We start from the raw sequence: 23,717 nt of genomic DNA, 5'->3' as shown, positions 1-23,717 counted from the left end.
CAACTATTGGCAGGTATGCCGGAACACAAAAATGTGTTCCGGCTTTTGCAACGTTTGATACTGACAGGAGGTAAGAAAATGAAAACAATCGTTTGTTATGGAGATTCCAATACATACGGATATAATCCAGAAAATGGCTTTCGTTACGAATACGAAGAACGTTGGACAACCATTTTACAAAAGGAACTAAAAGATTCAGCGATCGTGATTCCAGAAGGATTAAATGGCAGAACAACAAGTTTTGAAGATGAGTTAAGACCTGGAAGAAATGGTGCAACATATTTAGATCCATGTTTACACAGCCACGGACCGATCGATCTGGTAGTTTTGATGCTTGGAACCAATGACCTAAAGATTCGTTTTCAGGCGACACCAACAGACATCGGAAAAGGAATTGACCGACTGATCAAGATGATCAAATCAATCACTCCGCAGAAGAGACAAGATGGGCAGTCAGCAAAGATTCTTTTAATGTCACCGCCACATCTTGGAGATAATCTTGTTGACATCCCAAGTGGAGAGGAAATGGGATTTGAAAGAGGAATCAGTTATTCAAAGAGACTGGCACCGATTTATGAAGACTGGGCCAAGTTTCATAATATCGAATTTCTGGATGCAGCAAAGTATGCAAACCCCTCTGAAATCGATGCCTGTCACCTGACAAGAGAAAGCCATAGAAAACTTGGCAAAATGGTTGCCAAAAAATGCAAGGAAATCCTTGAAATATAGCGGTTTCGGGTTGTTTTCAAAGATGCATTCCTATATAATAACAACTATATGATGCCTGCCGTGGGTTAAAGGGCAGAGACATTGACGATACAAGAAAATGGAGGAACAAAAGATGGACGCAAAGACAAGCTTAAAGGGAAGAAGTTTCTTAACATTAAAAGACTTTACACCAGAAGAAATTGGTTATTTTTTAGATTTAGCAGCAAAATTAAAAGCAGATAAGAAAAAAGGAATCACAGGAAACAGTTTAAAAGGAAAGAATATTGCTCTTTTATTTGAAAAACCAAGTACAAGAACAAGATGTTCATTTACGATCGGTTGTGTTGATGAAGGTGCTCACCCAGAATATCTTGGAAAAGATGATATTCAGTTAGGACATAAAGAATCTGTAGAAGATACAGCAAGAGTTCTTGGAAGAATGTTTGATGGAATCGAATTTAGGGGATTCTTACATGAGAATGTAGAGAAATTAGCGAAATACAGTGGAGTACCAGTATGGAATGGTTTAACAGACGATTACCATCCAACACAGATCTTAGCTGACTTCTTAACATTAAGAGAACAGTTCGGAGAGATCAAAGGATTAAACTTCGTATTTGCCGGAGATGGAAGAAATAACATGAGCAATTCTTTAATGATCGGATGCAGCAAGATGGGATTAAACTTCACATGCTTAGCACCAAAGAGCTTATGGCCAAAGGAAGAACTGGTAAAACAGTGTGAAGAATATGCAAAAGAATCAGGAGCTAAGATTCGTTTCACAGAAGACGTGAAAGAAGCCGTAGAAGGTGCAGACTGCATTTACACAGATGTATGGGCATCTATGGGTGAAGAAGATAAGGCAGCGGAAAGAATCGCTTTATTAAGACCATATCAGGTAAATAAAGAAATGTTAGAGATGACAGGAAAAGATTCAACGATTGTTATGCATTGTCTTCCAGCAGTCAAAGGACATGAGATCACAGAAGATGTCTTTGAACATTTTGCAGATGTGATCTTTGATGAAGCAGAAAACCGCATGCATACGATCAAAGCTGTGATGGTAGCAACTTTAGGAGAATATTAGGAGATAAAAATATTCAATGAAAAGCAAGATTCTGAAAGAATTAAAAAATGCAGACGATTATGTATCCGGGCAGCAGCTTTGCGAGCGGTTGGGAGTTTCAAGGACTGCGATCTGGAAGCATATTAAAGCATTAAGAGCAGAAGGATATGAGATCGATTCTGTGACTAATAAAGGCTATAAACTTGTGATGGAACCAGATCTCTTAACAAAAGAAGAAGTTTCATCTTGCCTACACACGAGATGGCTTGGAAAAGATCTTCACTGCTATGAGACAATGGATTCCACAAATCTCGAGATCCGTCGTCTGGCAGAAGCAGGTGCTAAGCATGGTACTGTTGCGATCACAGAAGAGCAGACGATGGGAAAAGGAAGAAGAGGACGAAGCTGGATGGCAGAAGCCGGAACAGGGATTGCAATGAGTTTTCTTTTAAAACCTCAGATCGAAGCACAGAATTCATCAATGCTTACATTAGTGACAGCATTAGCAGTCAATAAAGCCATTTGTGAGATAACAGGAATCTGTGCAAAGATAAAATGGCCGAATGATATCATTGTGAATGGAAAGAAGATCTGTGGAATCTTAACAGAGATGAGCCTTCAGATGGATGAGATCAATTACATTGTGGTAGGACTTGGCATCAATGTAAATATCGATCATTTTCCAGAAGATTTAATTGATAAGGCAACTTCACTCCAGGTCGAAGGAGGAAGAAAGATCAAGAGAGCTCCACTGGTAGCCAAAGTATTAGAATGTTTTGAAAAATATTATGAACTGTTTTTAAAGACAGAAGATTTAAGCCTGTTACAGGATGAATACAATAAACTTCTGGTACATACAGATCAGAAGATCAAGGTTGTGAGAGGTTCCAAAGAAGAGACATTTTTATCAAGAGGCATCAATCACCGTGGAGAACTACTGGTAGAGGATGAAGATGGAAAGGTATCAGAAGTTTCATCAGGAGAGGTATCAGTAAGAGGCATCTTGGGATATGTATAATATCTCAAGGCATATAGAATGATAGACAAGGAGAAATACAAAAATATGTATCAGGATAAAGTTACATTATGCGGTTCTAATGCATATGAGAAAAAATATTACCTGAATCCAGATTTTAACGGATTACCAGAACAGATCAAACAGGAACTGCAGATCACATGTGTATTATTTACAGCAGAAGTCGGCGGAATCTTGACACTGGAATTCGATGAAGATGGAAAATTAAATTTTGTTACTCATGTGGAAGAGAACGATTTCTTCTATGATGAGATCGGAAGCGAACTGATGATCAAGAAACTAAGACAGGAAAAACAGGATTTCTGGGAGTCCTTGGAATTATATTATAGAATATTCCTTTTGGGGGAAGATGAGGTATAAATTATGTTATTAGCACTCGATGTTGGAAATACAAATGTAACGATCGGTGTATTCAAAAGAAAAGAAATTATAGAAGTATTTCGTATTACAACAAAGTTACCAAGAACATCCGATGAATTCGGAATTCTGATTTCAAATTTATTAAAAGAAAAAGGATTAGACGAACACGAAGTGAAAGCAGCGATCATTGGATCTGTTGTACCGAATATCATGCATTCACTGACAAGTGGGCTGATCAAATATTTTGATGTAAAACCAATTATTGTAGGACCAGGAATCAAGACAGGAATCAATCTTGGAAGATTTAATCCAAGAGAAGTTGGAGCAGACAGAATCGTGGATTTGGTTGCAGGATATGAGCTTTATGGTGGGCCAGCACTCGTTATTGATTATGGAACTGCAACAACATACGATATTGTCACAGAGAATGGCATATTCTTAGCAGGAGTGATTGCACCAGGAATCCGTACTTCAGCTAATGTATTATACAAAGATGCAGCACGTCTCCCAGAGATTGAGATCGTAAAGCCAAAGACAATCCTTGCAAATAGTACGATCGACAGTATGCAGGCAGGTCTGTATTATGGAGTTGTTGGTGAAACAAAATATATAGTACAGAAGATGAAAGAAGAGACAGGTTTTGATAACATGAAAGTTATCGCAACAGGAGGTCTTGGAAAGATGATCGCACAGACAGTTGATGAAATCGACTACTACGATCCAATATTAACATTGAAGGGATTACAGATCATTTATGAGAAACAATAAATTAAAACCTTTAGTTATTGGAAATATTACAATCAAACATCCATTAGCACTGGCACCGATGGCAGGAGTTACAGATCTTCCATATCGTCTGTTATGTAAGGAACAGGGGGCTGGAATGATGTGCACTGAGATGGTAAGTGCTAAGGGATTATATTATGGAAACCGTAAATCTGAGCCATTGATGGCAACAGATCCAAAGGAGATTCCAGTAGCGATCCAGATTTTTGGTTCTGATCCAGATATCATGGGACAGATGGCAGCGAAAGTCAATGATGGACGCTTCCAGATGATCGACATCAATATGGGTTGCCCAGTTCCAAAGATTGTAAATAACGGTGATGGATCAGCATTGATGAAGAATCCGAAATTAGCAGGAAAAGTGATCAAAGCAGTTGTTGATGCTGTTGATATTCCAGTTACAGTTAAGATTCGTAAGGGATTTAATGATGATCTGGTCAATGCACCAGAGATGGCACAGGTTGCACAGGAGAATGGAGCAGCAGCAATCGCAGTTCATGGAAGAACAAGAGAACAGTATTATTCAGGAACTGCAGACTGGTCCATTATCCGCAAAGTAAAAGAAGCTGTTGATATTCCTGTCATTGGAAATGGTGATATCACATGTGCCAAGGATGTATTAAGAATGCAGGAAGAAACAGGCTGTGATGGATTTATGATCGGAAGAAGAGCAAAAGGAAATCCATGGATTTTTAAAGAAATCTTACATTTCTTTGAGACAGGGGAAGAACTTCCAAGACCATCCTTAGAAGAAGTCGTAGCAATGATGTTAAGACACGGACAGATGATGATCGACTTTAAAGGAGAATACATTGGAGTCCGGGAGATGAGAAAACATGTTGCATGGTATACATTCGGTTTTCCGGGGGCAGCAAAACTTCGTGAGAAGGTAAATCATACAGAAACATACGAAGACTTAGAAGAATTATTGCAAACTTATCTCAAAGCTAATCCAGAAAGGGATTAGGAATTGACAAAAGAAACATAGGTAAGCTATAATTAATCAGTTAACATTTAGAACGAAAGGAATAGTGTTATGGCAGAGGCAAAGAAGAATATATTAACCCCAGATGGTTTAAAAGCATTAGAAGATGAATTACAGGAATTAAAAGTCGTAAGACGTAAAGAGATCGCACAGAAGATCAAAGAAGCAAGAGAACAGGGTGACTTATCAGAGAACGCAGAATATGATGCAGCCAAAGATGAACAGCGTGATATGGAAGCACGTATCGAAGAGATCGAACAGATCTTAAAGAACGCTGTTGTTATCGATGAGAAATTCGAAAAAGGTGTCATCAGCCTTGGATGTTATGTATTATTAGAAGACATCTCTCTTGGAAAAGAAGTAACATATCATATCGTAGGTTCTACAGAGGCAGATATCCTTCAGAACAAGGTTTCCAATGAAGCACCAATTGGTAGAGCTTTACTTGGAAAGAAGATCGGAGATGTCGTATCCGTAGAAGGAATCAATCAGGTAAACGATTTCAGAGTTATTGATGTACAGAGAAAGTAAGAGGAAGTAAGAAAAGTGGCACAGCAGAATAAAGATACAAACGAACTGATCAAAGTTAGAAGACAGAAACTGGCTGATTTACAGGCAGCTGGCAAGAATCCGTTCGAGATCATGAAATATGATGTAACACATCATTCAAAAGAGATCAAAGATAATTTTGAAGAATTAGAAGGAAAAGAAGTAGCAGTTGCAGGACGTTTAATGTTCAAACGTGTGATGGGTAAAGCATCTTTCTGTAACGTACAGGACCTTCAGGGTGGAATTCAGGCATATGTAGCAAGAGATGAGATCGGTGTAGAATCTTATCAGGATTTCAAGAAGATGGATATCGGAGATATCGTAGGTATCAAAGGTAAAGTCTTTGCTACAAAGACAGGAGAAAAATCTATCCATGCAGAAGAAGTGATTTTATTATCTAAGAGTTTAAAACCACTTCCAGAGAAATTCCACGGATTAACAGATACAGATACAAGATATCGTCAGAGATATGTTGATTTGATCATGAACGAAGAATCTAAAGAAGTATTTATCAAACGTTCTAAGATCATCAGCAAGATCCGTTCTTACTTAGACGGACAGGGATTCATGGAAGTTGAAACTCCAATGTTAGTATCAAACGCAGGTGGAGCAGCAGCAAGACCATTTGAAACTCACTATAATGCATTAAGTGAAGATGTAAAATTAAGAATTTCTCTTGAGTTATACTTAAAGAGACTGATCGTTGGTGGACTTGAGAAAGTTTACGAGATCGGACGTGTATTCCGTAACGAAGGTGTTGACACACGTCATAACCCTGAGTTTACATTAATGGAATTATATCAGGCATACACAGATTATCACGGAATGATGGATCTGACTGAGAACTTATACCGTTACCTTGCACAGGAAGTATGTGGTGGAACAAAGATCCAGTACAAAGATTTCGAGATCGATCTTGGAAAACCATTTGAAAGAATCACAATGGTAGACGCAGTTAAGAAATACTCTGGAGTAGATTTTAAAGAGATCAAGACTTTAGAGGAAGCAAGAGCAGCTGCCGAAGAACACCATGTAGAATATGAAGAACGCCATAAACGAGGAGATATCTTAAACTTATTCTTCGAAGAATTCGTAGAAGATAAACTGATCCAGCCAACATTCGTTATGGATCATCCAGTAGAAATCTCTCCATTAACAAAGAGAAAACCAGAAGATCCAGATTATGTAGAACGTTTTGAGTTCTTTATGAATGGATGGGAGATGGCAAATGCATACTCTGAGTTAAATGATCCGATCGATCAGAGAGAACGTTTCAAAGCACAGGAAGAACTTCTTGCACAGGGTGACGAAGAAGCCAACACAACAGATGAAGACTTCTTAAATGCATTAGAGATCGGTATGCCACCTACAGGTGGTATCGGATTCGGTATCGACAGAATGGTAATGTTATTAACAAATTCTACAGCGATCAGAGACGTATTATTATTCCCAACAATGAAATCACTGGGAACAGATAAGAAAGCGTCTAAACCAGCAGCGAAAGCTCCTGAAGCTAAAAAAGAAGTGATCGATTTCTCTAAAGTAGAGATCGAACCATTATTCAAAGAAGAAGTAGATTTTGAAACATTCAGCAAATCTGACTTCAGAGCAGTTAAAGTAAAAGCCTGCGAAGCAGTGAAGAAATCTAAAAAATTATTACAGTTTACTTTAGATGATGGAACAGGAGAAGACCGTACAATTTTAAGTGGAATTCATGCTTACTATGAGCCAGAAGAATTAGTCGGAAAGACACTGATCGCCATCACAAACCTGCCACCAAGAGCAATGATGGGAATTGATTCTTGTGGAATGCTTTTAAGTGCAGTTCACGAAGAAGAAGGAGAAGAAAAACTTCATCTTCTGATGGTAGATGACCACATTCCGGCAGGTGCAAAGCTCTATTAAGATGAGAAACTGAGCCTTGCGGCGGTGTGCGCTTGCGAACACCGACATAAGGCGAAAAACGCACGGAGACGCCAGTCGACGTGATGTAAAGATGTACCGTTTTACCAAATAGACGGGACGTACTTCATTTGATAAAAAACTAAAAAAACAGCGATTTACATCAAACTTACATCAATTGATGCAGAAATCGGTGCAAGCAAGAAAAAAACGCATAATTAGTGCAATGAGTGGGCAATTCCAATCGGAGTTGCCCATTTTTAAAACAAACAGAAATACAAATCGGGATTTGGAGGATGTGAATGAGCAGCATGAAGAAAACAAAAGAAGGAGTTAATTTGAAAAAACTCCTCAGGCTGAAGAATACAGGCAGTATCTTTGTGATTGCGGGGCTTTTGATGATTTTGGTAATAGCGTCGTACACATATATTCTGCAAAGTTCTTACACTAAGACCGCCCTTGAAACAGAAATCACACGTGACACAGCGAGTGCAGATGCAGTACACAAACTTGTGAATGGAAAAATCGGCAAAGAAGATTTTGATCAAATCAAAGATCAATCTGATGAAAAGAAGCAATTATATAAGGATATTTCTTCATATTTCAATGAAATTAGAACACTGAATTCTACTCGATATATTTACACCGCTACAAAAAATGAAGAAGGAAAACTCGTTTATGTGGTAGACGGTTTGGATCCGGATGCGGATGATGTAAGACACCCTGGAGATTATATTGAGGAAGAAATGGTTCCGTATATTGATAGGGCTATTTCTGGGGAGAATGTGTACTCTCAGGATATCATTGATACAACATGGGGTCCGATTTTTACGGCTTGCTATCCTATAAGCGCAAATCATGATGGGACAGGAGAAATCATTGGCGCATTTTGCATTGAAATGGATATGCAATCAGCTTATGGAATGGTTGAAAAGACGAATCATATTTCCATCATCTGCGGTTTAGTCGCAGGAGCTGTATTGCTTTTAATTTGTCTATATACCTATTATTTTTACCAGAAAAGCAAGGCAGAAGAGCAAAAACAATTATTAATGACCGCCGCTGAGGAAGCAGATGCTGCCAACAAAGCAAAATCTGCGTTTTTGCTTAGTATTAGCCATGACATCAGAACGCCGATGAATGCCATTATTGGATTTACAAACATTGCGCTTCACCAGAACACGGTTTCAGATATTCATGATAGCTTGGAGAAAGTTCAAAAAAGTTCGAATCATCTTCTCTCTTTGTTGAATGACGTTCTGGATTTTACTCGCATTGAAAGCGGAAAAGTTACTATTTCGCCCGAGCCAGTGGACATTACTCAATTGACAGATAACGTCCAGGCGATTATGAATGGACTTCTTTATACTCGAGATCTTAAGTTTGAAGTACATCGAGAAATCCCAAAGAACCCATATGTCCTTGCGGATGTTGTGCGTATCCGGGAAGTTTTGGTGAATCTTCTTGGCAATGCTGTGAAATTCACAAAGGACGGCGGAAAGATTACTTTGGATATCAGCAGTTACCCAGGAGCGGATGAGAAACATATCATAACTCGTTATGTTGTTCGAGATAACGGTATTGGCATGAGCGAAGAGTTCCAGAAAAAATTATTCAATCCGTTTTCACAAGAAGATGATGCTAATGCCAGAACTCAATATAAGGGAACCGGTCTTGGTATGGCCATCACAAAAAAATATGTGGATATGATGGGCGGTTCGATTGCTGTTGAGAGCAAAAAAGGTGTAGGTTCTACATTCACAGTGGAGATCCCACTGGAGTTGCCAGAACAGGTTATTCAATCAGAACAAAAACAACATCTGCATAGAGATTTGACGGGTATTCATGTTCTTATGGCTGAGGATAATGATCTAAATGCTGAACTTGCTACGATAATGCTGGAAGATACTGGTATGACCGTAACACGCGCATCAGACGGAAAAGAAGTTGTGAATTTGTTTAAAAATCATCCACGAGGCACATACGATCTTATTTTGATGGATATTATGATGCCAAACATGGATGGACACCAAGCAGCAAAAGCCATTCGAGCCTTGGGTATAGAGCGGTCCGATGCAGTTACGATTCCAATTATAGCTTTGTCTGCAAATGCTTTTATAGATGATATTCAGGAATCCTTGAATTCAGGCATGAATGACCATATTTCCAAGCCAATTAACATGGAGGAATTAATCGATACTATCACTAAATACATTAAACACGATTAGGAAAACAAAGAAGTTAATTCTGATGAAAAGTTTGCACTGGGCTTGCAGAAAATGAAACAATGCATATTGGATATGTGCTGAATGAAAATCAGGAATTAAGTGAGCTTGGAAAAAGCTATCTGGAAGAATTACGGAAATATGCTCCAGCCAATCCATAGTCATAGGCTATGGATAATCATATAAAATAGGTGTTATGTATGTACCGCTGTTTGCTGATATAATAACAGCAGAAAGGTGGTTGATGATTATGCCTAAGGTGGTACTGAGCAATTTTTTGATTTATTGCGTTATAAATGCCTTTACTCCGGGACCGGGAAATATTCTGGCATTAAATACCGTAACAAACTATGGATATAAAAAAGGAAAGCCGCTGTTTTTTGAGCTGGTTATTGCAACAATTGGAACGATCGCAACCTGTACTTGGATTGGCTTGGGCGTACTGATTCAGAAGTTTTATCTGCGGCATTTCCGTGTTATTAACATTATCCTTGCACTAACATTACTGGAGTGCATTTGGGGAATGTTAAGATAATTGTTGCTTTGAGCGCAGCTTGCTTATTCATTTAACATTGCCCTGCAGAATGAACTGACACTTGAGGAAAATATAAGATTGGCGAAGGAGTGCTGCCAGGAGCAGTTTGTGGCACATGGCATGATTGTAGATCAGGCAGTCTATGAGGAAAAATGAAAGTGATATACGTTAGTTGATAAAGTGTATAGGCTCAAAAGGGAAAGTGTCCTTTTGGGCCTTATTTTGTGTTATTCCACCCAAAATGGGAATTATAAAGATTTAATTCTTTACTACGGAGGTGTATTGTAAAAAATTATTTTGCTATACTGACAATATCAACAGAAAAGATGAATCACTCACAACTGGATGAGTGTTAGAAGGAGAAAAAGATGTTAACAGTATTATTTACTATTTGTATGATTTGGTTTGTTGGAAAATTTTTTATATTTGGCTTAAAAGCATCCTGGGGAATCATGAAATTACTTTGTATGATTATTTTCTTTCCAGTGATATTGATCGGAATGGTAGTAGGCGGATTAATGTATATAGCTTTTCCGCTATTGATCATTGGTGGGATTATCGGACTTGTAACGTCACATTCATAAAAAGTCAGAGAGGTGTTTTTGATGGGATATGATATTGAAAAAGAAAAAAGAGAAGCAATTGAAGCCGGACGCAGAGCCTTAAATAGTCTTAGTGCAGCAAAAGAGAATCTGAACAGTGCAAAAAACTGGGGTCTGGTAGATATGTTTGGTGGAGGGTTTTTCAGTACGATGCTGAAACATTCTAAAATGGATCATGCAAAGCAGAATATGGATCAGGCAAAGTATGACCTCCGTAATTTCAGCAGGGAATTAAATGATGTAAATATGGCATGTGATCTACACATCGATACCGGAGATTTTCTTTCATTTGCAGATTATTTTTTCGATGGATTTGTGGTGGACTGGATGGTCCAGGATCGAATCAATACTGCAAAAAGACAGGTAGAAGAAGCTATTCGAAGAACGGAAAGTATCGTCAATCAATTACAGCGTATGTAAAGAGAACGGCAATGAATCAGAAGTGATTCGTTGCCGTTCGTGCGATTTATGGATTATTTTAATTTTTCTTTTTCAGCATTTAGAAGTTCAAGATTGAGACCCTGTTCACTGGCCGTCTTATCTACCCAAAGATTCAGAGAGTCTATGGCTAAAGAAATTGCATCCAGTTTTTTACTGATAAAAGCAAAATCCCTCATCTCATCATCACTGATCTTGCCGTCACGAGCGATTTGGATCAGCCGACCGGTAAGAGGGTTGATTTCATTTAGACCGGCAATGGTTTCTAGGATGATATTTGACAAGTCAGTTACTTCTACTTCTGGAACATAGCGGTGGCCTATTTCACATTTGTGTGAGCAATAATAATTGCAGAGATCCGGTCTCTTATAAGCATCAGCCATTTGAATGATATCATAAGGTGTAGGCTCCTGTGTTTCGTATTCGAATTTTTCGATTTTAGAATCCGAGACAGCCTTCATTTTATCACTTGCTTCTGCCCTTGTAAGCCCTGCGGCTTCCCGGCAAAGCTGGTAAATTGTTTTGTTTTCTCTGGTAGATTGTTTACCCATGAGAATTTCCTCCCTGTATATCGCAAAACATGAGGATTATCAGGTGTTAAGTCCACATGCTGTGCGTGTGTTTTCTCTATGGATCTTATTATACTGGAAGCATCAAGAAACAACAAGAGATAACAGGAAGGATTGTGGAAAGGAGACAAGCCACGAAATAGATGCTGTAGTGAGCGTGGATGTCACTGCACACAACCTGATTGAAGTGTCTTAATATCCTCTTCCGGGGTAGTAATAGGTCCAATGCCATAATTTTCTACCAGAAAGTTCAGAATGTTAGGTGATAAGAACGCTGGAAGAGAAGGACCAAGACGGATGTTTTTGATACCCAGATGCAAAAGTGTTAACAGGATGCAGACGGCTTTCTGTTCATACCAGGAAAGAACGAAGGAAAGCGGAAGCTCATTAACAGAGCATTCAAATGCATCCGCAAGTGCGACAGCAACCTGGATCGCACCATAAGCATCGTTGCACTGGCCAATATCCATCAGTCGTGGCAGGCCACTGATTTCTCCCAGATCGAGATCATTGAAACGGAATTTCCCACATGCAAGAGTGAGGATCACACTGTCAGAAGGTGCCTGTTTTACAAATTCTGTATAATAATTTCGACCTGGCTTAGCACCATCACAGCCGGCAACCAGGAAGAAATGGCTGATATCGCCTGATTTTACAGCTTTTATTACAGTATCTGCATGGGACAGGATGGCTGCATGACCAAAACCAGTTGTTACTTTCGTACCACCGTTGATACCTGTAAGGATTTGATCTTCTTTGTAACCACCCAGTTCCAGTGCTTTTTCAATAACCGGTGTAAAATCTTTCTTCTCATCGATATGAACAGTGCCTGGGAAAGCAACAACTTCTGTTGTAAACACTCTGTCAGCATAGCTGTTTTTTGGAGGCATCAGGCAGTTGGTAGTGTAAAGGATCGGAGCGGGAAGATGATCAAACTCTTTCTGTTGATTCTGCCATGCGGTTCCGAAATTTCCTTTTAGATGAGGAAATTTCTTTAAGAATGGATAGGCATGGGCTGGGAGCATTTCACCATGAGTATAGATGTTGATTCCTTTTCCGCTTGTCTGTTCAAGTAAAAGCTGCAGATCCTTCAGATCATGACCAGTTACTACAATAAATGGCCCTTTTTCTACGGTAAGTGTAACTTCTGTCGGTTCTGGTGTTCCATAGGTTTCAGTATTTGCCTTGTCAAGAAGTGCCATACACTTCAAATTGATCTCTCCTACTTTGAGAACTGTAGAAAGCAGTGTTTCTGTGTTCTCTTCATAACCGATCTTAAATAATGCTTCGCAGAAGAACAGATTCACTTCATCATCTTCATGACCCAGAACAGCTGCATGATAGGCGTATGCAGCCATTCCGCGAATGCCAAAGAGAATGAGAGACTTCAGAGATCGGGTATCTTCATCTGCATTCCATAGTTGCTGCATATCATATTCATCTGTTTTACCACACGGAGACTGACATTTGCTACAATCAGGAGCCAGTCTTTCTTTCTCTGCTCTGACTTTTTGTATCATATTTTCAATTGAAGCATTATCAAAATTGACATTTGTAACTGTAGTAAACAGTCCTTCAATTATGACTTGACTAGTTTTTTTGGAAACATTTGTTGTGCTGTCAACAGCTCTTGCCAGACCGATCAACGCACCTGTCAGTTCATCCTGTAATTTTGCTGTATCTGCCGTTTTTCCACAGACACCAGAATTTCCTGTACATCCACTGCATCCGATCGTCTGTTCACACTGAAAACAAAACATATTCTTATCCATTACTATATTCTCCTTTTATTCTAAGATCTTTTTTATCATTTCCATCCTCTGTCAATAGTATACAACTTGGGTTTCTGTAAAAAATATAGTATAATAATTGCAACATGTATGTTTGATTTCCAACAGGAGGGATCATTTTGAAAAAATATTTGCCTATTTTAAAAAACAGTCCTTTTTTTAAAGGCCTTACGGATAATGAGATACTATCGATATTACATTGCGTAAATGCAACGACAATTTACAGAAAACGGGCTTCTTATATTTTCAGAGCTGGAGACTCTACCGAAGTTATGGGACTTGTGGTGTCGGGTTGCGTTCTTGTTATGCAGGAAGATCTGTGGGGACACCGGAATATTCTGTCAAAATGCCATGCCGGTGATTTTTTTGGCGAGCCATATGCAGCAAGTCCGGGAGCTGTTTTGAATGTCAGCGTGGCAGCAGATGAGGATTGTGAAATCATTTTTTTAAATGTTCAGAGACTTTTGGTTTCCTGTCCAACTGCATGCGAACATCATCAGAAGTTGATCCGTAACCTGGTCAGTGTCTTGGCAAATAAGATATTGATCCTGAACGACAAGATCACACATGTCGGCAAGCGAACGACCAGAGATAAACTGTTGTCTTATTTGTCAGCAGAATCTATCAGACAGTCATCGTTGTCTTTTGACATTCCTTTTGACCGACAGCAACTGGCAGATTATCTTTGTATAGATCGTGCAGCAATGTCTACAGAGATATCAAAATTACAAAAAGATGGTTTTATAAAAACGAATCGAAAGCATTTTGAGTTGATCGTTAGTGCTTTCAGATAACCAATAGAAACTTATGGAGGAATATGATAATGTCAAAAGATGAATATTTGATCACAGATGCGCCCCTTAAAGCGCTGACTGTTTTTGCAATGCCCATGATCCTCGGCAGCTTCTTTCAACAAGTGTATAATATGGCTGATTCGATCATAGTCGGTCAGTTTGTAGGCTCTTCTGCACTTGCAGCTGTTGGTGCCTGTGCTGCCCTTACGAATGTCTTCATTTGTGTAGCATTGGGTGCTGGTGTAGGTGCGGGTGTGCTTGTCAGCCGTTATTTTGGAGCTAGAGATTATGGCAAAATGAAAACGATCGTGTCAACATCATTGATCAGTTTTCTAATCTTAAGTATATTTTTGGGTGTCTTTGGTTTTTGTTTTTCTCATTTGATGATGAGTGTATTACAAACACCTGCCGATATACTGAATGAAGCGGTATTGTATCTAAGAGTTTATTTTGTGGGATTTCCATTTTTGTTTATGTATAATATTCTTTCAACAATGTTTACTTCGATCGGTGAATCGAAAATACCGTTGGCTCTTTTAATATTCTCATCGATGTTAAATATATTGATGGATCTTTGGATGGTAGCTGGACTTGGACTCGGTGTGTTCGGTGCAGCCCTCGCAACTCTCATTGCACAGGGGATTTCCGCAGTGTTGTCACTTTTGATCTTCTTGTGCCGGATGCGTCGATATGAAAGTCGCTTTGACTGGTTTGACAGACAGGAGTTACATTCTATGCTTCAAATTGCTGTACCGTCAGTTCTTCAGCAGTCCACAGTGTCAATTGGCATGATGATCGTACAGGCAGTCGTGAATCCATTCGGTACACAGGCACTTGCAGGATATTCAGCAACGATGAGAGTAGAAAATGTTTTTTCATTGATATTTGTATCCATTGGTAATGCAGTTTCGCCGTATGTTTCTCAGAATCTTGGTGCAAAGAAGATTGAACGTATCAAAAAGGGATACCATGCTGCATTGGTGTTAGATATATGTTTCGCAATCCTTGCGTTCATGATCATCGAATCCGTGCATACCCAGATTTCTTCACTGTTCCTAGGGAAAGATGGAACTGCTTTAGCATATCAGGTGTCTGGAAATTATATGAGATGGCTCGGTTATTTCTTCACCTTCATGGGAATCAAGATGGCAACAGATGGAGTCCTTCGCGGTCTTGGAATCATGCGGCCATTTCTTGTTGCTAATATGGTAAATCTTGCGATCCGCTTGTCAGTTGCTTTGATTTTTGCACCGCGTTTTGGTATTGCATTTGTCTGGCTCGCTGTACCAGCTGGCTGGTTTGCCAACTTTCTGATCTCCTATGGGGCACTTAGAAAATCATGGCCAAGTGATAATTGTAATTGCGTAATCAATACGAATGAGTTATTATAATAACAGATAGGTTTTTAAACCAGCAGCGAAAGCTTCTGAAGCCATACGAAGAAGGTTCAACGGACCTTTCTGCCGACAGACGGCAGGAAAACGGGATATTCATCATTTATCAGAATTCTGAAAATCGCGATTATATCATAAGATACAAAAACGACGCAGACAGTAAAATCGCATACTTTTAAAATGAATGGGCAGTCCCTCAGGCAGGGACTGTCTATTTTTCTGTTGAATTAAAGTAGCTGCAATAAAAATTGTAACTATTGATCCAGATTATTATACGAGAATATCGTACAAGGAGAGAATTTATGTTAGGAATCATCATTGACAGCATCAGTACTTTTATGTACAGTAAATTGCTAGTAATACTGTTGATCGGAGCGGGAATCTATTTTACGATCCGTACAAAACTGCCACAGATGAGATTATTTAAAGATGCCTGCAAAGCCGTTGTAGAAAAGCCAGAAGATGAAAATGGAGTATCATCATTTCAGGCATTAATGGTATCGACTGCATCTCGAGTTGGAACCGGAAATATTATTGGAGTCTCATCCGCTATCTGTATTGGAGGATTTGGTTCTGTATTCTGGATGTGGGTGATCGCAATCATTGGAAGTGCATCCGCACTGATCGAAAGTACGTTAGCACAGATTTATAAGAAAAAAGGAAAAGACGGAGAATGCTACGGAGGACCTGCGTATTACATTGAAGCAGCACTTCACTGCAGACCATTAGCCATTGTATTTTGTATCTCCATGATCGCAACTTATGCATTTGGGTTTAACATGCTTGCATCCTATAACCTACAGTCTACATTTTCAGGATTCTCATTCTATGATACAAAATGGACTCCATGGATCATCGGAGGAATTCTTGCATTAATTACAGGATGGTGCCTCTTAGGTGGAGGATCAAGAATCGTAAAAGTAACATCCACATTAGTTCCAGCCATGGGAGTTGCATATATCCTGATCGCAGTCATCGTTATGATCATCAACCACGCATATCTGCCAGTTGTATTTTCAAAGATCATCAGTGAAGCATTTGACTTTCAGGCAATCTTTGGAGCATTTGCAGGTTCCGCAATGATGCAGGGGATCAGGAGAGGGCTATACTCAAACGAAGCAGGAATCGGATCAGCACCAAACGCCTCCGCATCTGCACAGGTAAGCCATCCGATCAAACAGGGATTAGTACAGATGTTATCTGTATTTATTGATACACTGCTATTATGTACAGCAACAGCTATGATGTGTTTATCATCAGGAATCGCACCAGCCCAAGAACTGCAGGGAGCACCATGGGTACAGGCAGCACTCCATGAATCCTTAGGAAACTTCGGACCGCTCTTTATCACAGTAGCGATGGTGTTATTTGCATTTACAACACTACTTGGAAATTGCTTTTATTGTGATAACTTATTAAATTATATTCATAAAGGACAACCATCAAAGGGATTTATGAAAGGATTCCGTATTGTGTCATCATTGGTTGTATTTATCGGTGCTGGAATGGAAGTTTCTATGCTTTGGAATATTTCGGATGTGTTGATGGGAGTAATGGCACTGATCAATATTCCGGTAATCTTGATCTTGTCGAATACGGCACTTAAGGCACTTGCCGATTATGAGAAGCAGAAGAAAAACGGAGGGAATCCGGTATTTAGGGCTCGGGATATTGGGCTTGAATATGAGACGGATTACTGGGGATAAATTTTAGAAAGGATTTTATGGAAGGTTTAGGATGTTAGAGAGTTTTCTATTGTGTTGTGATTGTAGTCCTATGACAAAAACCTGCCAAGGTTAGGGAAGCTTTCACCTCTATAGTGGGAGAGAATGTCACTTCTATTAAAAGGAAGTGCATTTCTCATTTACAATTCATTATAATAGAACTATAATGAATCGGCAATAGAAAGCCGAAGGCGAAAGCTTAACTGGAAGAAAGAAGGAAGAAGAAATGTTAACAATACTATTTTTAATCTTTTTATTTGGAATTTTTGGAAAATTATTTTTCTTTGGAATACGAGCAGCATGGGGGATTTCAAAATTTATTTTAATGTTAGTATTTTTCCCAGTTATCTTAATTGGAATGTTAGTTATTGGACTCGTGAAACTTGCATTTCCATTACTGATCATCTTTGGAGTAGTCGCAATGTTTGGTATGGATCGCTAAAATCAAAATAAGAGGTTTTGAAAGGATGAGGTATTTTTATAGGACACCTCATCCTTTATTCTATAGAAAGAGAAAAACATAAATGAAATAAATTTGATAAATACATAGAAAGAGGAGAAATTGCTATGAAACATATTGTTGTTGATTTAGAGATGAATAATATTCGTCGCAGATCAGAAGCAAGAAAGATCTGTACTAATGAGATCATAGAAATTGGTGCATCCATGCTTGATGAGAATCTTTGGGAGATCGGAAAATTCCAGATTTATGTGAAGCCAGAATATAACGATGTGATCGTGCCAAAGATCAGCAAATTGACGGGAATCACAAATGAAATGGTAGCAAACGCTCCAACATTTTCGGTAGCCTTTAAACAATTTACAGATTGGTGTTTGAACATCAAAGATGATGTGATGATCTATGCATGGAGCAATACCGATCATAGTCAGGTCATGAAGGAAATTCAGTTGAAACAATATAAGCTTTCAGAAGAAGAACATAAGCTGATGGAACATGGATGGACAGATTTTCAAAATGAATTTGATATCCATCTAGGATTTGAACGCCAGATTTCATTGAAACTTGCATTGGATATGGCAGGAATCGACTTTAACGGAAGACAGCATGATGCTCTTGATGATGCAAGAAATACAGCAAAACTTTTGCGTGTTTTTAAAGATGAAGAACTGTTTGATCAGACACTTCGTAAGATCGAAGAGGTTATGAAACCATCATCACTTGAAAATACACTGGGGAATTTGATTGATCTGTCTATGTTTATGACTACATAAAGGTAGAAAGAAAAGTGCTGGTGTTTTTATGTCCCACCATATGTTATAAACTATAACCATCAAAGAGATAAAGTATAAAAAAGGAGAGTTTTATATGGCAAAGACATACTTCACATTAACAGGAACAAAACATTATTATGGTACAGATTTTTTAGAGAAAGGGATGAAGATAACACTTGAAAAGGAACCTGATAACGAATATGACAAAGAAGCGATCCAGGTAAAGATGAAGGGAATGGGGAAGATCGGATATGTGGCGAACAGTCCATATACGATCATCGGAGACAGTATGAGTGCAGGAAGGATTTATGACAGAATTGATGATAAAGCGAAAGCTAAGGTTGTAATGGTAACATCATCAGGAGTACTATGTAAATTAAGCAAGAAAAAGAAAAATAAAAAACTTTTGAAAGAATTGGAATCAGAACATAAAGAAGTCACAGTAAAACAAGACATGGTAACAGAAGAAAAAATTCTGGAAGCATTAAGACAGATTGAGGAATAAAAGAATGGCATGGTAGCAACAAGAGAAATAGGATGTGTGCTATAATTATATTATCTTAAAATGAACGATAACAAGGAGAATAGTTGTCATGCCAAAAGGAAAGAATCAAAAGTTTAAACTATACCGCCTAGCACAGATTATGTCAGAACAAACAGACGAAGATCATTATATTACAATGCCAGAGATCATGTCAGCATTAGAAGAATATGAGATTACAGCTGACCGTAAGAGTATATATGCAGATTTAAAAGATCTGGAGAAACTAGGAATTGAGATAGAAGGGGAACGAATTGGAAGCGGATATCATTATCATGTGATCGGAAGAGATTTTGAATTACCAGAATTAAAACTTTTAGTAGATGCAATTCAGTCATCAAAGTTTATCACAGAGAGAAAAACCAATGCATTGATCAGGAAGTTAGAAAAGATGGTCAGCAAATATGATGCCCAGAAGTTACAGAGACAAGTTTATGTATCAGGACGTATTAAAACAATGAATGAAAGCATCTATTATACAGTGGATGCGATCCATAATGCGATTACAGAGAATAAGAAGATCAAATTCCAATATTATCAATGGAATGTAAAAAAAGAAATGGAGCTTCGGCATAACGGAGCATGGTATCACATTAGTCCATGGGGATTATCCTGGGATGATGAGAATTATTATCTGGTAGGATTTGATTCAGAAGCGGGGAAGATCAAGCATTACAGGGTAGACAAGATTTTAAAGATTCGAATGTCAAACGAGGAAAGAGAAGGAAAAGAGTATTTTCAGCAGTTGGATATGGCAGATTATACTAAGAAAAGCTTTGGAATGTTTGGCGGTAAGGAACAAACAATAAAATTATTAGTACATAATTCACTAGCAGGAGTTATTATCGACAGATTCGGAAAAGATATTATGATGATCCCAATAGATGAACAATATTTTACAGTGAATGTAGATGTTCATGTAAGTCGTCAGTTTTTGGGATGGGTGTTTTCTTTAGGGGAGAAGGTAAAGCTTTTAGGACCAGATGAAGTGGTGGAAGAAATGAAAGCAGAAATCAGAAGATTAAATCAACAGTATCAAATTTAAATAGATCAATAGTGTGTGCGATCGGAAGAGACAGTTTTATAAAAGACTGTTTCTTTTTTGTATTAGAAAGCACATATCGACAAATATTTTTTAACTTCTGTCATATGATAAGCAACAGGAGGAAAAAGTATGGATATTTTAAAGAAAATACGTCCGGAAGAACAGGATTTTCTTGAGGATTTTCAGGAAATGGTTGTTTATCATATAAAACAGATGCAACAGTGTTTACTTACAGCAGGAAAATTGTTTTGTGAGGAGGAAGAAGAAAAAAAGGAAACAAAAAGATGTGGGAGGAATGTACTTGAAAGTGTGATCCTCAAAGAGTGCGTTGGCTGCCGGGAGTATCAGAATTGTAAATTTACAATTGCAGATAAGGACAAACTTGGAAATATTATAGAAAAGCAGGGCGGTTTAAGTTATGCAGATCTTAAACAATGTCATCCGTGCAAGAATGGGCAGGATTTTATTGAAGAGGCTAATCAGATTTATGAAAGAGAACTTTTTATAAGAGGAATGAGACATCATATGGTACAGATGCGGAAGATCATTGGAAATCAATATATGAAAGCTGGGCAAGTTCTAGGTGATTTTTTTGATGGGAAAATGTCTTATATACATAAAGATGATCAGCTATGTAGTAAGATCAAAAAAGAATTTGAAAAGTATAATTTAAAAATATGGGATGTTTGTTTTTATGAAAATCCGCAAAAAGGAAGACAAATTTATCTATATCTGAAGAAGAAAAGAGGAAGTGAAATCAGCACGAGGCAGGCAGCAGCATTATTAAGCAGAATATTAAAGAAAAAAATGATGCCGCTTCCACAACAGAAAAAGCTTGTAAAAAATGGTTATGAAATGTATGGTTTTACGCCAGAAGAAAAATTTTACGTGATCAGTGGCATACGTACAGCTGCTTATAAGGATGAAGAGAAGAATGGGGATTGTTTTTCAATAGGAAAAATCAGAGAAGGAAGATACGTGGCAATGATCTCGGATGGAATGGGGACTGGAAATGAGGCGAATAAAGAAAGCAAGAAAATGATAGAAGTAATGGAAGATATGCTTGGCGCAGGAATAGAGGAAGAAGTGTGTATACAACTTTTGGATTCAATCATAGCATTTGAGACAGAAAAAGAAAAATATGCAACGCTGGATTTTTTTCAGCTTGATCTGTTTGCAGGAATAGGATCTTTTTTTAAGATTGGAGCATGTCCATGTTTGTTAAAAAGAAAAGATAAAGTGGAGATTTTGGTAGGGGAAAGAACTGTTGTAGGAATGGATCTGTTTCAAAGTAGGATTCCTTTTTGCCGCAAAAAAATGGAAAGTGAGGATCTTCTTGTAATGTTTAGTGATGGAGTATTAGACTGTATGCCACAAAATAACATTGAGACATTAGCATCGTTTCTTGAAGAAATGGATGTGGTGCGGCCACAGGCAGTCGCAGATCGATTGTTTGACAGGATTACGAATATGGAAGAATATAAAAAGAAAGATGATATCACAATCTTGGTGCTTGGAATATGGGATAGGTATTGAACAAAAAAACAAAGAATGATAAAGTAGAATTTATGGACAAAGTAAAGAAATTTATCAAAGATAAAAAATTAATAAATTCTGGAGAACATATAATAGTAGGAGTTTCAGGAGGAGCTGATTCTGTCTGTTTATTAAGAATCTTATATTCTATGAAAGATAAACTGAATTTAAAGATCACGGCTGTCCACATCAATCACATGATCCGCGATGAAGCTGTGGATGATGAGAAATTTGTAGAAGATTTATGTGGAAAGCTTTCAATCCCATGTATTTCATTTAAGATTGATGTAAAAATGATCGCACAGCGTGAGAAGAAAACTTTGGAAGAAGCAGGAAGAAAAGCGAGATATGATGTATTCTACAAGATAATGAAAAAATACCACGCTGATAAGATTGCAGTAGCTCATCATCAGAATGATCAGGCGGAGACATTTTTATATCGCTGCGCAAGAGGTACTGGAGTTTATGGAGCAGGTGCAATGAAAGAGAAAGATGGAGTGTTGATTCGCCCTCTATTGTGTGTAAAAAAACAAGAAATCGTAGAATATTTACAACAGATAGGACAAACATGGGTGGAAGATGCAAGCAATCAGGATGATGCATTTGCAAGAAATCAGATCCGTAACCAGATCATTCCCCGCCTTGAAAGTGTAAATGAACAGGCGGTAGAGCATATTGGATGGTTATGTGAGGATATTCAGGAAGTAAGTTCTTATCTTAGTATTCAGATCGAGATGGCATTTTCAAGGTGTATAAGTGTAATGGAAAATGGATTTAAGATTTGTTGTAATGAACTTGGTAAGGAAAATCCATGGATACAAAAGCAGGTTCTTAAGAAAGTGTTGGAGAAGACTGCGGGAAAGAAAAAAGATCTTGAACGTAGACATATAGAAGATCTGATGAGACTTTTGCATAATGAAACGGGAAAGAAGATATCATTGCCCTATAAGATGAAAGCTGAGAAAAGCTATCAGTATATTCTGGTACAAAAAGATGAGCTGTCAGATAAACAAGAAATAGAAGGAAAACTTTATTGCGAAGAGGTTACAGATTTAACAAATATCGTGGAAAATGATTGTATCAAAATCATTGATTATGATAGAATAGAAACAGATGTACAACTACGTTGCCGAAAGCCCGGAGATTTTTTTATATTTGGTGCAGAATATAAGCGAAAATCTCTAAGCAGGTATTTTATAGATGAGAAGATTCCAAGGCAGTTGCGGAATGAGATACCTTTAGTTGCAGATGGCAGCCATATTGTATGGATCGTTGGACGAAGAGTCAGCGAATATTATAAAATTACAAGATCAACCAAGCGTTATTTAAAGCTTGAGTTCAAAAGAGAAGGAGATGATTCCAATGGAGAATATCAGAGTAATGATTTCAGAGGAAGATGTAAACAAGAGAATCGCTGAGATGGGAGCACAGATCAGCAAGGATTATGCAGGAAAAGAAGTACATTTGATCGCAATTTTAAAAGGTAGTGTATTTTTTGCATGTGAATTAGCAAAGAGAATTACAGTGCCTGTGACGATTGATTTTATGTCAGTATCAAGTTATGGAAATTCCAGAGAATCTTCAGGAATCGTTAAGATCGCAAAAGACTTAGATGAGCCGATTTTAGATAAAGAAGTATTAGTGGTAGAGGATATCATTGACTCAGGAAAGACATTAAATCATTTAAAACCTATGCTTGAGAGCAGAAATCCTGCTTCACTTCATTTATGTACATTATTGAGTAAGCCAGATAGAAGAGAAGTTGAAGTACCAGTGAAATATATAGGATTCGAGGTACCAGATGAATTTGTTGTCGGATATGGACTAGATTATGCACAGAAATATCGTAACCTTCCTTATATTGGAGTAGTAGAGGAAGAGTAGAGAGGAGACTAAACG

General features: G+C 38.1%; 24 protein-coding genes and 1 pseudogene. 23 read left to right on the top strand and 2 right to left on the bottom strand.

Going from position 1 to position 23,717, the window contains the following annotated elements; all coding sequences use genetic code 11:
• The first annotated feature begins 78 nt into the window (after positions 1 to 78).
• The 13 genes and pseudogenes from OCV53_RS01290 to OCV53_RS01230 all read left to right on the top strand — a co-directional run bounded on the left by OCV53_RS01290 (position 79) and on the right by OCV53_RS01230 (position 11,174).
• Complete coding sequence (locus OCV53_RS01290) at positions 79 to 729, top strand: SGNH/GDSL hydrolase family protein (protein ID WP_022374507.1); 651 nt, start codon at positions 79 to 81, stop codon at positions 727 to 729.
• Between the two features lie 112 nt (positions 730 to 841).
• On the top strand, positions 842 to 1,795 hold the full coding sequence (gene argF / locus OCV53_RS01285) for an ornithine carbamoyltransferase (protein ID WP_022374506.1): 954 nt from the start codon (positions 842 to 844) through the stop codon (positions 1,793 to 1,795).
• 16 nt (positions 1,796 to 1,811) lie between these two features.
• Complete coding sequence (locus OCV53_RS01280) at positions 1,812 to 2,792, top strand: biotin--[acetyl-CoA-carboxylase] ligase (protein ID WP_055196335.1); 981 nt, start codon at positions 1,812 to 1,814, stop codon at positions 2,790 to 2,792.
• 45 nt (positions 2,793 to 2,837) lie between these two features.
• Positions 2,838 to 3,170, top strand: a complete 333-nt coding sequence (locus OCV53_RS01275) for a DUF6145 family protein (protein ID WP_055196334.1) — start codon at positions 2,838 to 2,840, stop codon at positions 3,168 to 3,170.
• 3 nt (positions 3,171 to 3,173) lie between these two features.
• Positions 3,174 to 3,938, top strand: a complete 765-nt coding sequence (locus OCV53_RS01270) for a type III pantothenate kinase (RefSeq protein ID WP_055196333.1) — start codon at positions 3,174 to 3,176, stop codon at positions 3,936 to 3,938.
• Complete coding sequence (gene dusB / locus OCV53_RS01265; RefSeq protein WP_022374502.1) at positions 3,925 to 4,923, top strand: tRNA dihydrouridine synthase DusB; 999 nt, start codon at positions 3,925 to 3,927, stop codon at positions 4,921 to 4,923. Before OCV53_RS01270 ends, dusB begins: the two co-directional genes overlap by 14 nt.
• Positions 4,924 to 4,992: 69 nt before the next feature.
• The gene (greA, locus tag OCV53_RS01260; protein WP_022374501.1) at positions 4,993 to 5,472 is read left to right on the top strand and encodes a transcription elongation factor GreA; all 480 of its coding nucleotides are present in this window, start codon (positions 4,993 to 4,995) and stop codon (positions 5,470 to 5,472) included.
• 15 nt (positions 5,473 to 5,487) lie between these two features.
• Positions 5,488 to 7,395 carry a lysine--tRNA ligase gene (gene lysS / locus OCV53_RS01255; RefSeq protein WP_055196332.1) on the top strand — a complete coding sequence of 636 codons (1,908 nt, stop codon included), beginning with the start codon at positions 5,488 to 5,490 and terminating at the stop codon, positions 7,393 to 7,395.
• Positions 7,396 to 7,694: 299 nt separating this feature from the next.
• Positions 7,695 to 9,620 (top strand): ATP-binding protein, encoded by a 1,926-nt coding sequence (locus tag OCV53_RS01250; protein WP_242852080.1) that lies wholly within the window; start codon positions 7,695 to 7,697, stop codon positions 9,618 to 9,620.
• 247 nt (positions 9,621 to 9,867) lie between these two features.
• Positions 9,868 to 10,152 carry a LysE family translocator gene (locus OCV53_RS01245; protein WP_070097206.1) on the top strand — a complete coding sequence of 95 codons (285 nt, stop codon included), beginning with the start codon at positions 9,868 to 9,870 and terminating at the stop codon, positions 10,150 to 10,152.
• Between the two features lie 12 nt (positions 10,153 to 10,164).
• Positions 10,165 to 10,299, top strand: a pseudogene (locus tag OCV53_RS01240) (MobA/MobL family protein); the annotation flags it as partial.
• 221 nt (positions 10,300 to 10,520) lie between these two features.
• Positions 10,521 to 10,736 (top strand): hypothetical protein, encoded by a 216-nt coding sequence (locus OCV53_RS01235; protein ID WP_055073234.1) that lies wholly within the window; start codon positions 10,521 to 10,523, stop codon positions 10,734 to 10,736.
• A 21-nt stretch (positions 10,737 to 10,757) separates the two neighbouring features.
• Positions 10,758 to 11,174 (top strand): hypothetical protein, encoded by a 417-nt coding sequence (locus OCV53_RS01230; protein ID WP_009202751.1) that lies wholly within the window; start codon positions 10,758 to 10,760, stop codon positions 11,172 to 11,174.
• A gap of 53 nt (positions 11,175 to 11,227) precedes the next feature.
• Here OCV53_RS01230 and OCV53_RS01225 read toward each other — a convergent pair whose 3' ends face one another.
• Together OCV53_RS01225 and hcp are read right to left on the bottom strand one after the other, a co-directional pair.
• Positions 11,228 to 11,743, bottom strand: coding sequence for a helix-turn-helix domain-containing protein (locus tag OCV53_RS01225; RefSeq protein ID WP_008393860.1), 516 nt, complete (start codon positions 11,741 to 11,743; stop codon positions 11,228 to 11,230).
• 182 nt (positions 11,744 to 11,925) lie between these two features.
• Positions 11,926 to 13,533, bottom strand: a complete 1,608-nt coding sequence (hcp, locus tag OCV53_RS01220; protein ID WP_055196330.1) for a hydroxylamine reductase — start codon at positions 13,531 to 13,533, stop codon at positions 11,926 to 11,928.
• Positions 13,534 to 13,670: 137 nt separating this feature from the next.
• Between hcp and OCV53_RS01215 the strand changes: the two genes are divergently transcribed.
• From OCV53_RS01215 to hpt, 10 genes are all read left to right on the top strand, one after another.
• Positions 13,671 to 14,345 (top strand): Crp/Fnr family transcriptional regulator, encoded by a 675-nt coding sequence (locus OCV53_RS01215; RefSeq protein ID WP_055196329.1) that lies wholly within the window; start codon positions 13,671 to 13,673, stop codon positions 14,343 to 14,345.
• Positions 14,346 to 14,374: 29 nt separating this feature from the next.
• Complete coding sequence (locus tag OCV53_RS01210; protein ID WP_172674536.1) at positions 14,375 to 15,736, top strand: MATE family efflux transporter; 1,362 nt, start codon at positions 14,375 to 14,377, stop codon at positions 15,734 to 15,736.
• 305 nt (positions 15,737 to 16,041) lie between these two features.
• Entirely contained in the window at positions 16,042 to 17,445 is a 1,404-nt protein-coding gene (locus OCV53_RS01205; protein WP_055196327.1) for an alanine/glycine:cation symporter family protein, read from the top strand.
• Positions 17,446 to 17,689: 244 nt separating this feature from the next.
• Complete coding sequence (locus tag OCV53_RS01200; protein ID WP_022374582.1) at positions 17,690 to 17,905, top strand: hypothetical protein; 216 nt, start codon at positions 17,690 to 17,692, stop codon at positions 17,903 to 17,905.
• Between the two features lie 125 nt (positions 17,906 to 18,030).
• Positions 18,031 to 18,696, top strand: coding sequence for a 3'-5' exonuclease (locus tag OCV53_RS01195; RefSeq protein ID WP_022374583.1), 666 nt, complete (start codon positions 18,031 to 18,033; stop codon positions 18,694 to 18,696).
• Positions 18,697 to 18,790: 94 nt separating this feature from the next.
• Positions 18,791 to 19,201 carry an HIRAN domain-containing protein gene (locus tag OCV53_RS01190; RefSeq protein ID WP_022374584.1) on the top strand — a complete coding sequence of 137 codons (411 nt, stop codon included), beginning with the start codon at positions 18,791 to 18,793 and terminating at the stop codon, positions 19,199 to 19,201.
• Between the two features lie 88 nt (positions 19,202 to 19,289).
• Positions 19,290 to 20,282, top strand: coding sequence for a helix-turn-helix transcriptional regulator (locus OCV53_RS01185; protein WP_022374585.1), 993 nt, complete (start codon positions 19,290 to 19,292; stop codon positions 20,280 to 20,282).
• A 129-nt stretch (positions 20,283 to 20,411) separates the two neighbouring features.
• Positions 20,412 to 21,818, top strand: coding sequence for a SpoIIE family protein phosphatase (locus OCV53_RS01180; RefSeq protein WP_022374586.1), 1,407 nt, complete (start codon positions 20,412 to 20,414; stop codon positions 21,816 to 21,818).
• Entirely contained in the window at positions 21,815 to 23,236 is a 1,422-nt protein-coding gene (gene tilS / locus OCV53_RS01175) for a tRNA lysidine(34) synthetase TilS (RefSeq protein ID WP_022374587.1), read from the top strand. Before OCV53_RS01180 ends, tilS begins: the two co-directional genes overlap by 4 nt.
• Complete coding sequence (gene hpt / locus OCV53_RS01170; protein ID WP_022374588.1) at positions 23,181 to 23,702, top strand: hypoxanthine phosphoribosyltransferase; 522 nt, start codon at positions 23,181 to 23,183, stop codon at positions 23,700 to 23,702. The genes tilS and hpt overlap by 56 nt, the downstream gene beginning before the upstream one ends.
• Positions 23,703 to 23,717 lie beyond the last annotated feature (15 nt).

Origin of the sequence: Anaerostipes amylophilus (genome assembly GCF_025567365.1) — a bacterium.
In the GTDB taxonomy this organism is placed as follows: Bacteria; Bacillota; Clostridia; order Lachnospirales; family Lachnospiraceae; genus Anaerostipes; species Anaerostipes amylophilus.
Note: the sequence above shows the minus strand (reverse complement) of the source record. Positions and strands in the feature narration are given on the sequence as shown.

What these genes read in the sequence shown, in the direction of transcription:
- hpt (WP_022374588.1), top strand. Translation starts at nt 23,181, where the DNA reads ATGGAGAATATCAGAGTAATGATTTCAGAGGAAGATGTAAACAAGAGA.
- dusB (WP_022374502.1), top strand. Translation starts at nt 3,925, where the DNA reads ATGAGAAACAATAAATTAAAACCTTTAGTTATTGGAAATATTACAATC.
- OCV53_RS01190 (WP_022374584.1), top strand. Translation starts at nt 18,791, where the DNA reads ATGGCAAAGACATACTTCACATTAACAGGAACAAAACATTATTATGGT.
- OCV53_RS01205 (WP_055196327.1), top strand. Translation starts at nt 16,042, where the DNA reads ATGTTAGGAATCATCATTGACAGCATCAGTACTTTTATGTACAGTAAA.
- OCV53_RS01230 (WP_009202751.1), top strand. Translation starts at nt 10,758, where the DNA reads ATGGGATATGATATTGAAAAAGAAAAAAGAGAAGCAATTGAAGCCGGA.
- hcp (WP_055196330.1), bottom strand. Translation starts at nt 13,533, where the DNA reads ATGGATAAGAATATGTTTTGTTTTCAGTGTGAACAGACGATCGGATGC.
- OCV53_RS01200 (WP_022374582.1), top strand. Translation starts at nt 17,690, where the DNA reads ATGTTAACAATACTATTTTTAATCTTTTTATTTGGAATTTTTGGAAAA.
- OCV53_RS01180 (WP_022374586.1), top strand. Translation starts at nt 20,412, where the DNA reads ATGGATATTTTAAAGAAAATACGTCCGGAAGAACAGGATTTTCTTGAG.
- OCV53_RS01210 (WP_172674536.1), top strand. Translation starts at nt 14,375, where the DNA reads ATGTCAAAAGATGAATATTTGATCACAGATGCGCCCCTTAAAGCGCTG.
- OCV53_RS01270 (WP_055196333.1), top strand. Translation starts at nt 3,174, where the DNA reads ATGTTATTAGCACTCGATGTTGGAAATACAAATGTAACGATCGGTGTA.
- OCV53_RS01235 (WP_055073234.1), top strand. Translation starts at nt 10,521, where the DNA reads ATGTTAACAGTATTATTTACTATTTGTATGATTTGGTTTGTTGGAAAA.
- OCV53_RS01245 (WP_070097206.1), top strand. Translation starts at nt 9,868, where the DNA reads ATGCCTAAGGTGGTACTGAGCAATTTTTTGATTTATTGCGTTATAAAT.
- OCV53_RS01185 (WP_022374585.1), top strand. Translation starts at nt 19,290, where the DNA reads ATGCCAAAAGGAAAGAATCAAAAGTTTAAACTATACCGCCTAGCACAG.
- greA (WP_022374501.1), top strand. Translation starts at nt 4,993, where the DNA reads ATGGCAGAGGCAAAGAAGAATATATTAACCCCAGATGGTTTAAAAGCA.
- argF (WP_022374506.1), top strand. Translation starts at nt 842, where the DNA reads ATGGACGCAAAGACAAGCTTAAAGGGAAGAAGTTTCTTAACATTAAAA.
- OCV53_RS01280 (WP_055196335.1), top strand. Translation starts at nt 1,812, where the DNA reads ATGAAAAGCAAGATTCTGAAAGAATTAAAAAATGCAGACGATTATGTA.
- OCV53_RS01225 (WP_008393860.1), bottom strand. Translation starts at nt 11,743, where the DNA reads ATGGGTAAACAATCTACCAGAGAAAACAAAACAATTTACCAGCTTTGC.
- OCV53_RS01290 (WP_022374507.1), top strand. Translation starts at nt 79, where the DNA reads ATGAAAACAATCGTTTGTTATGGAGATTCCAATACATACGGATATAAT.
- OCV53_RS01275 (WP_055196334.1), top strand. Translation starts at nt 2,838, where the DNA reads ATGTATCAGGATAAAGTTACATTATGCGGTTCTAATGCATATGAGAAA.
- OCV53_RS01195 (WP_022374583.1), top strand. Translation starts at nt 18,031, where the DNA reads ATGAAACATATTGTTGTTGATTTAGAGATGAATAATATTCGTCGCAGA.
- OCV53_RS01250 (WP_242852080.1), top strand. Translation starts at nt 7,695, where the DNA reads ATGAGCAGCATGAAGAAAACAAAAGAAGGAGTTAATTTGAAAAAACTC.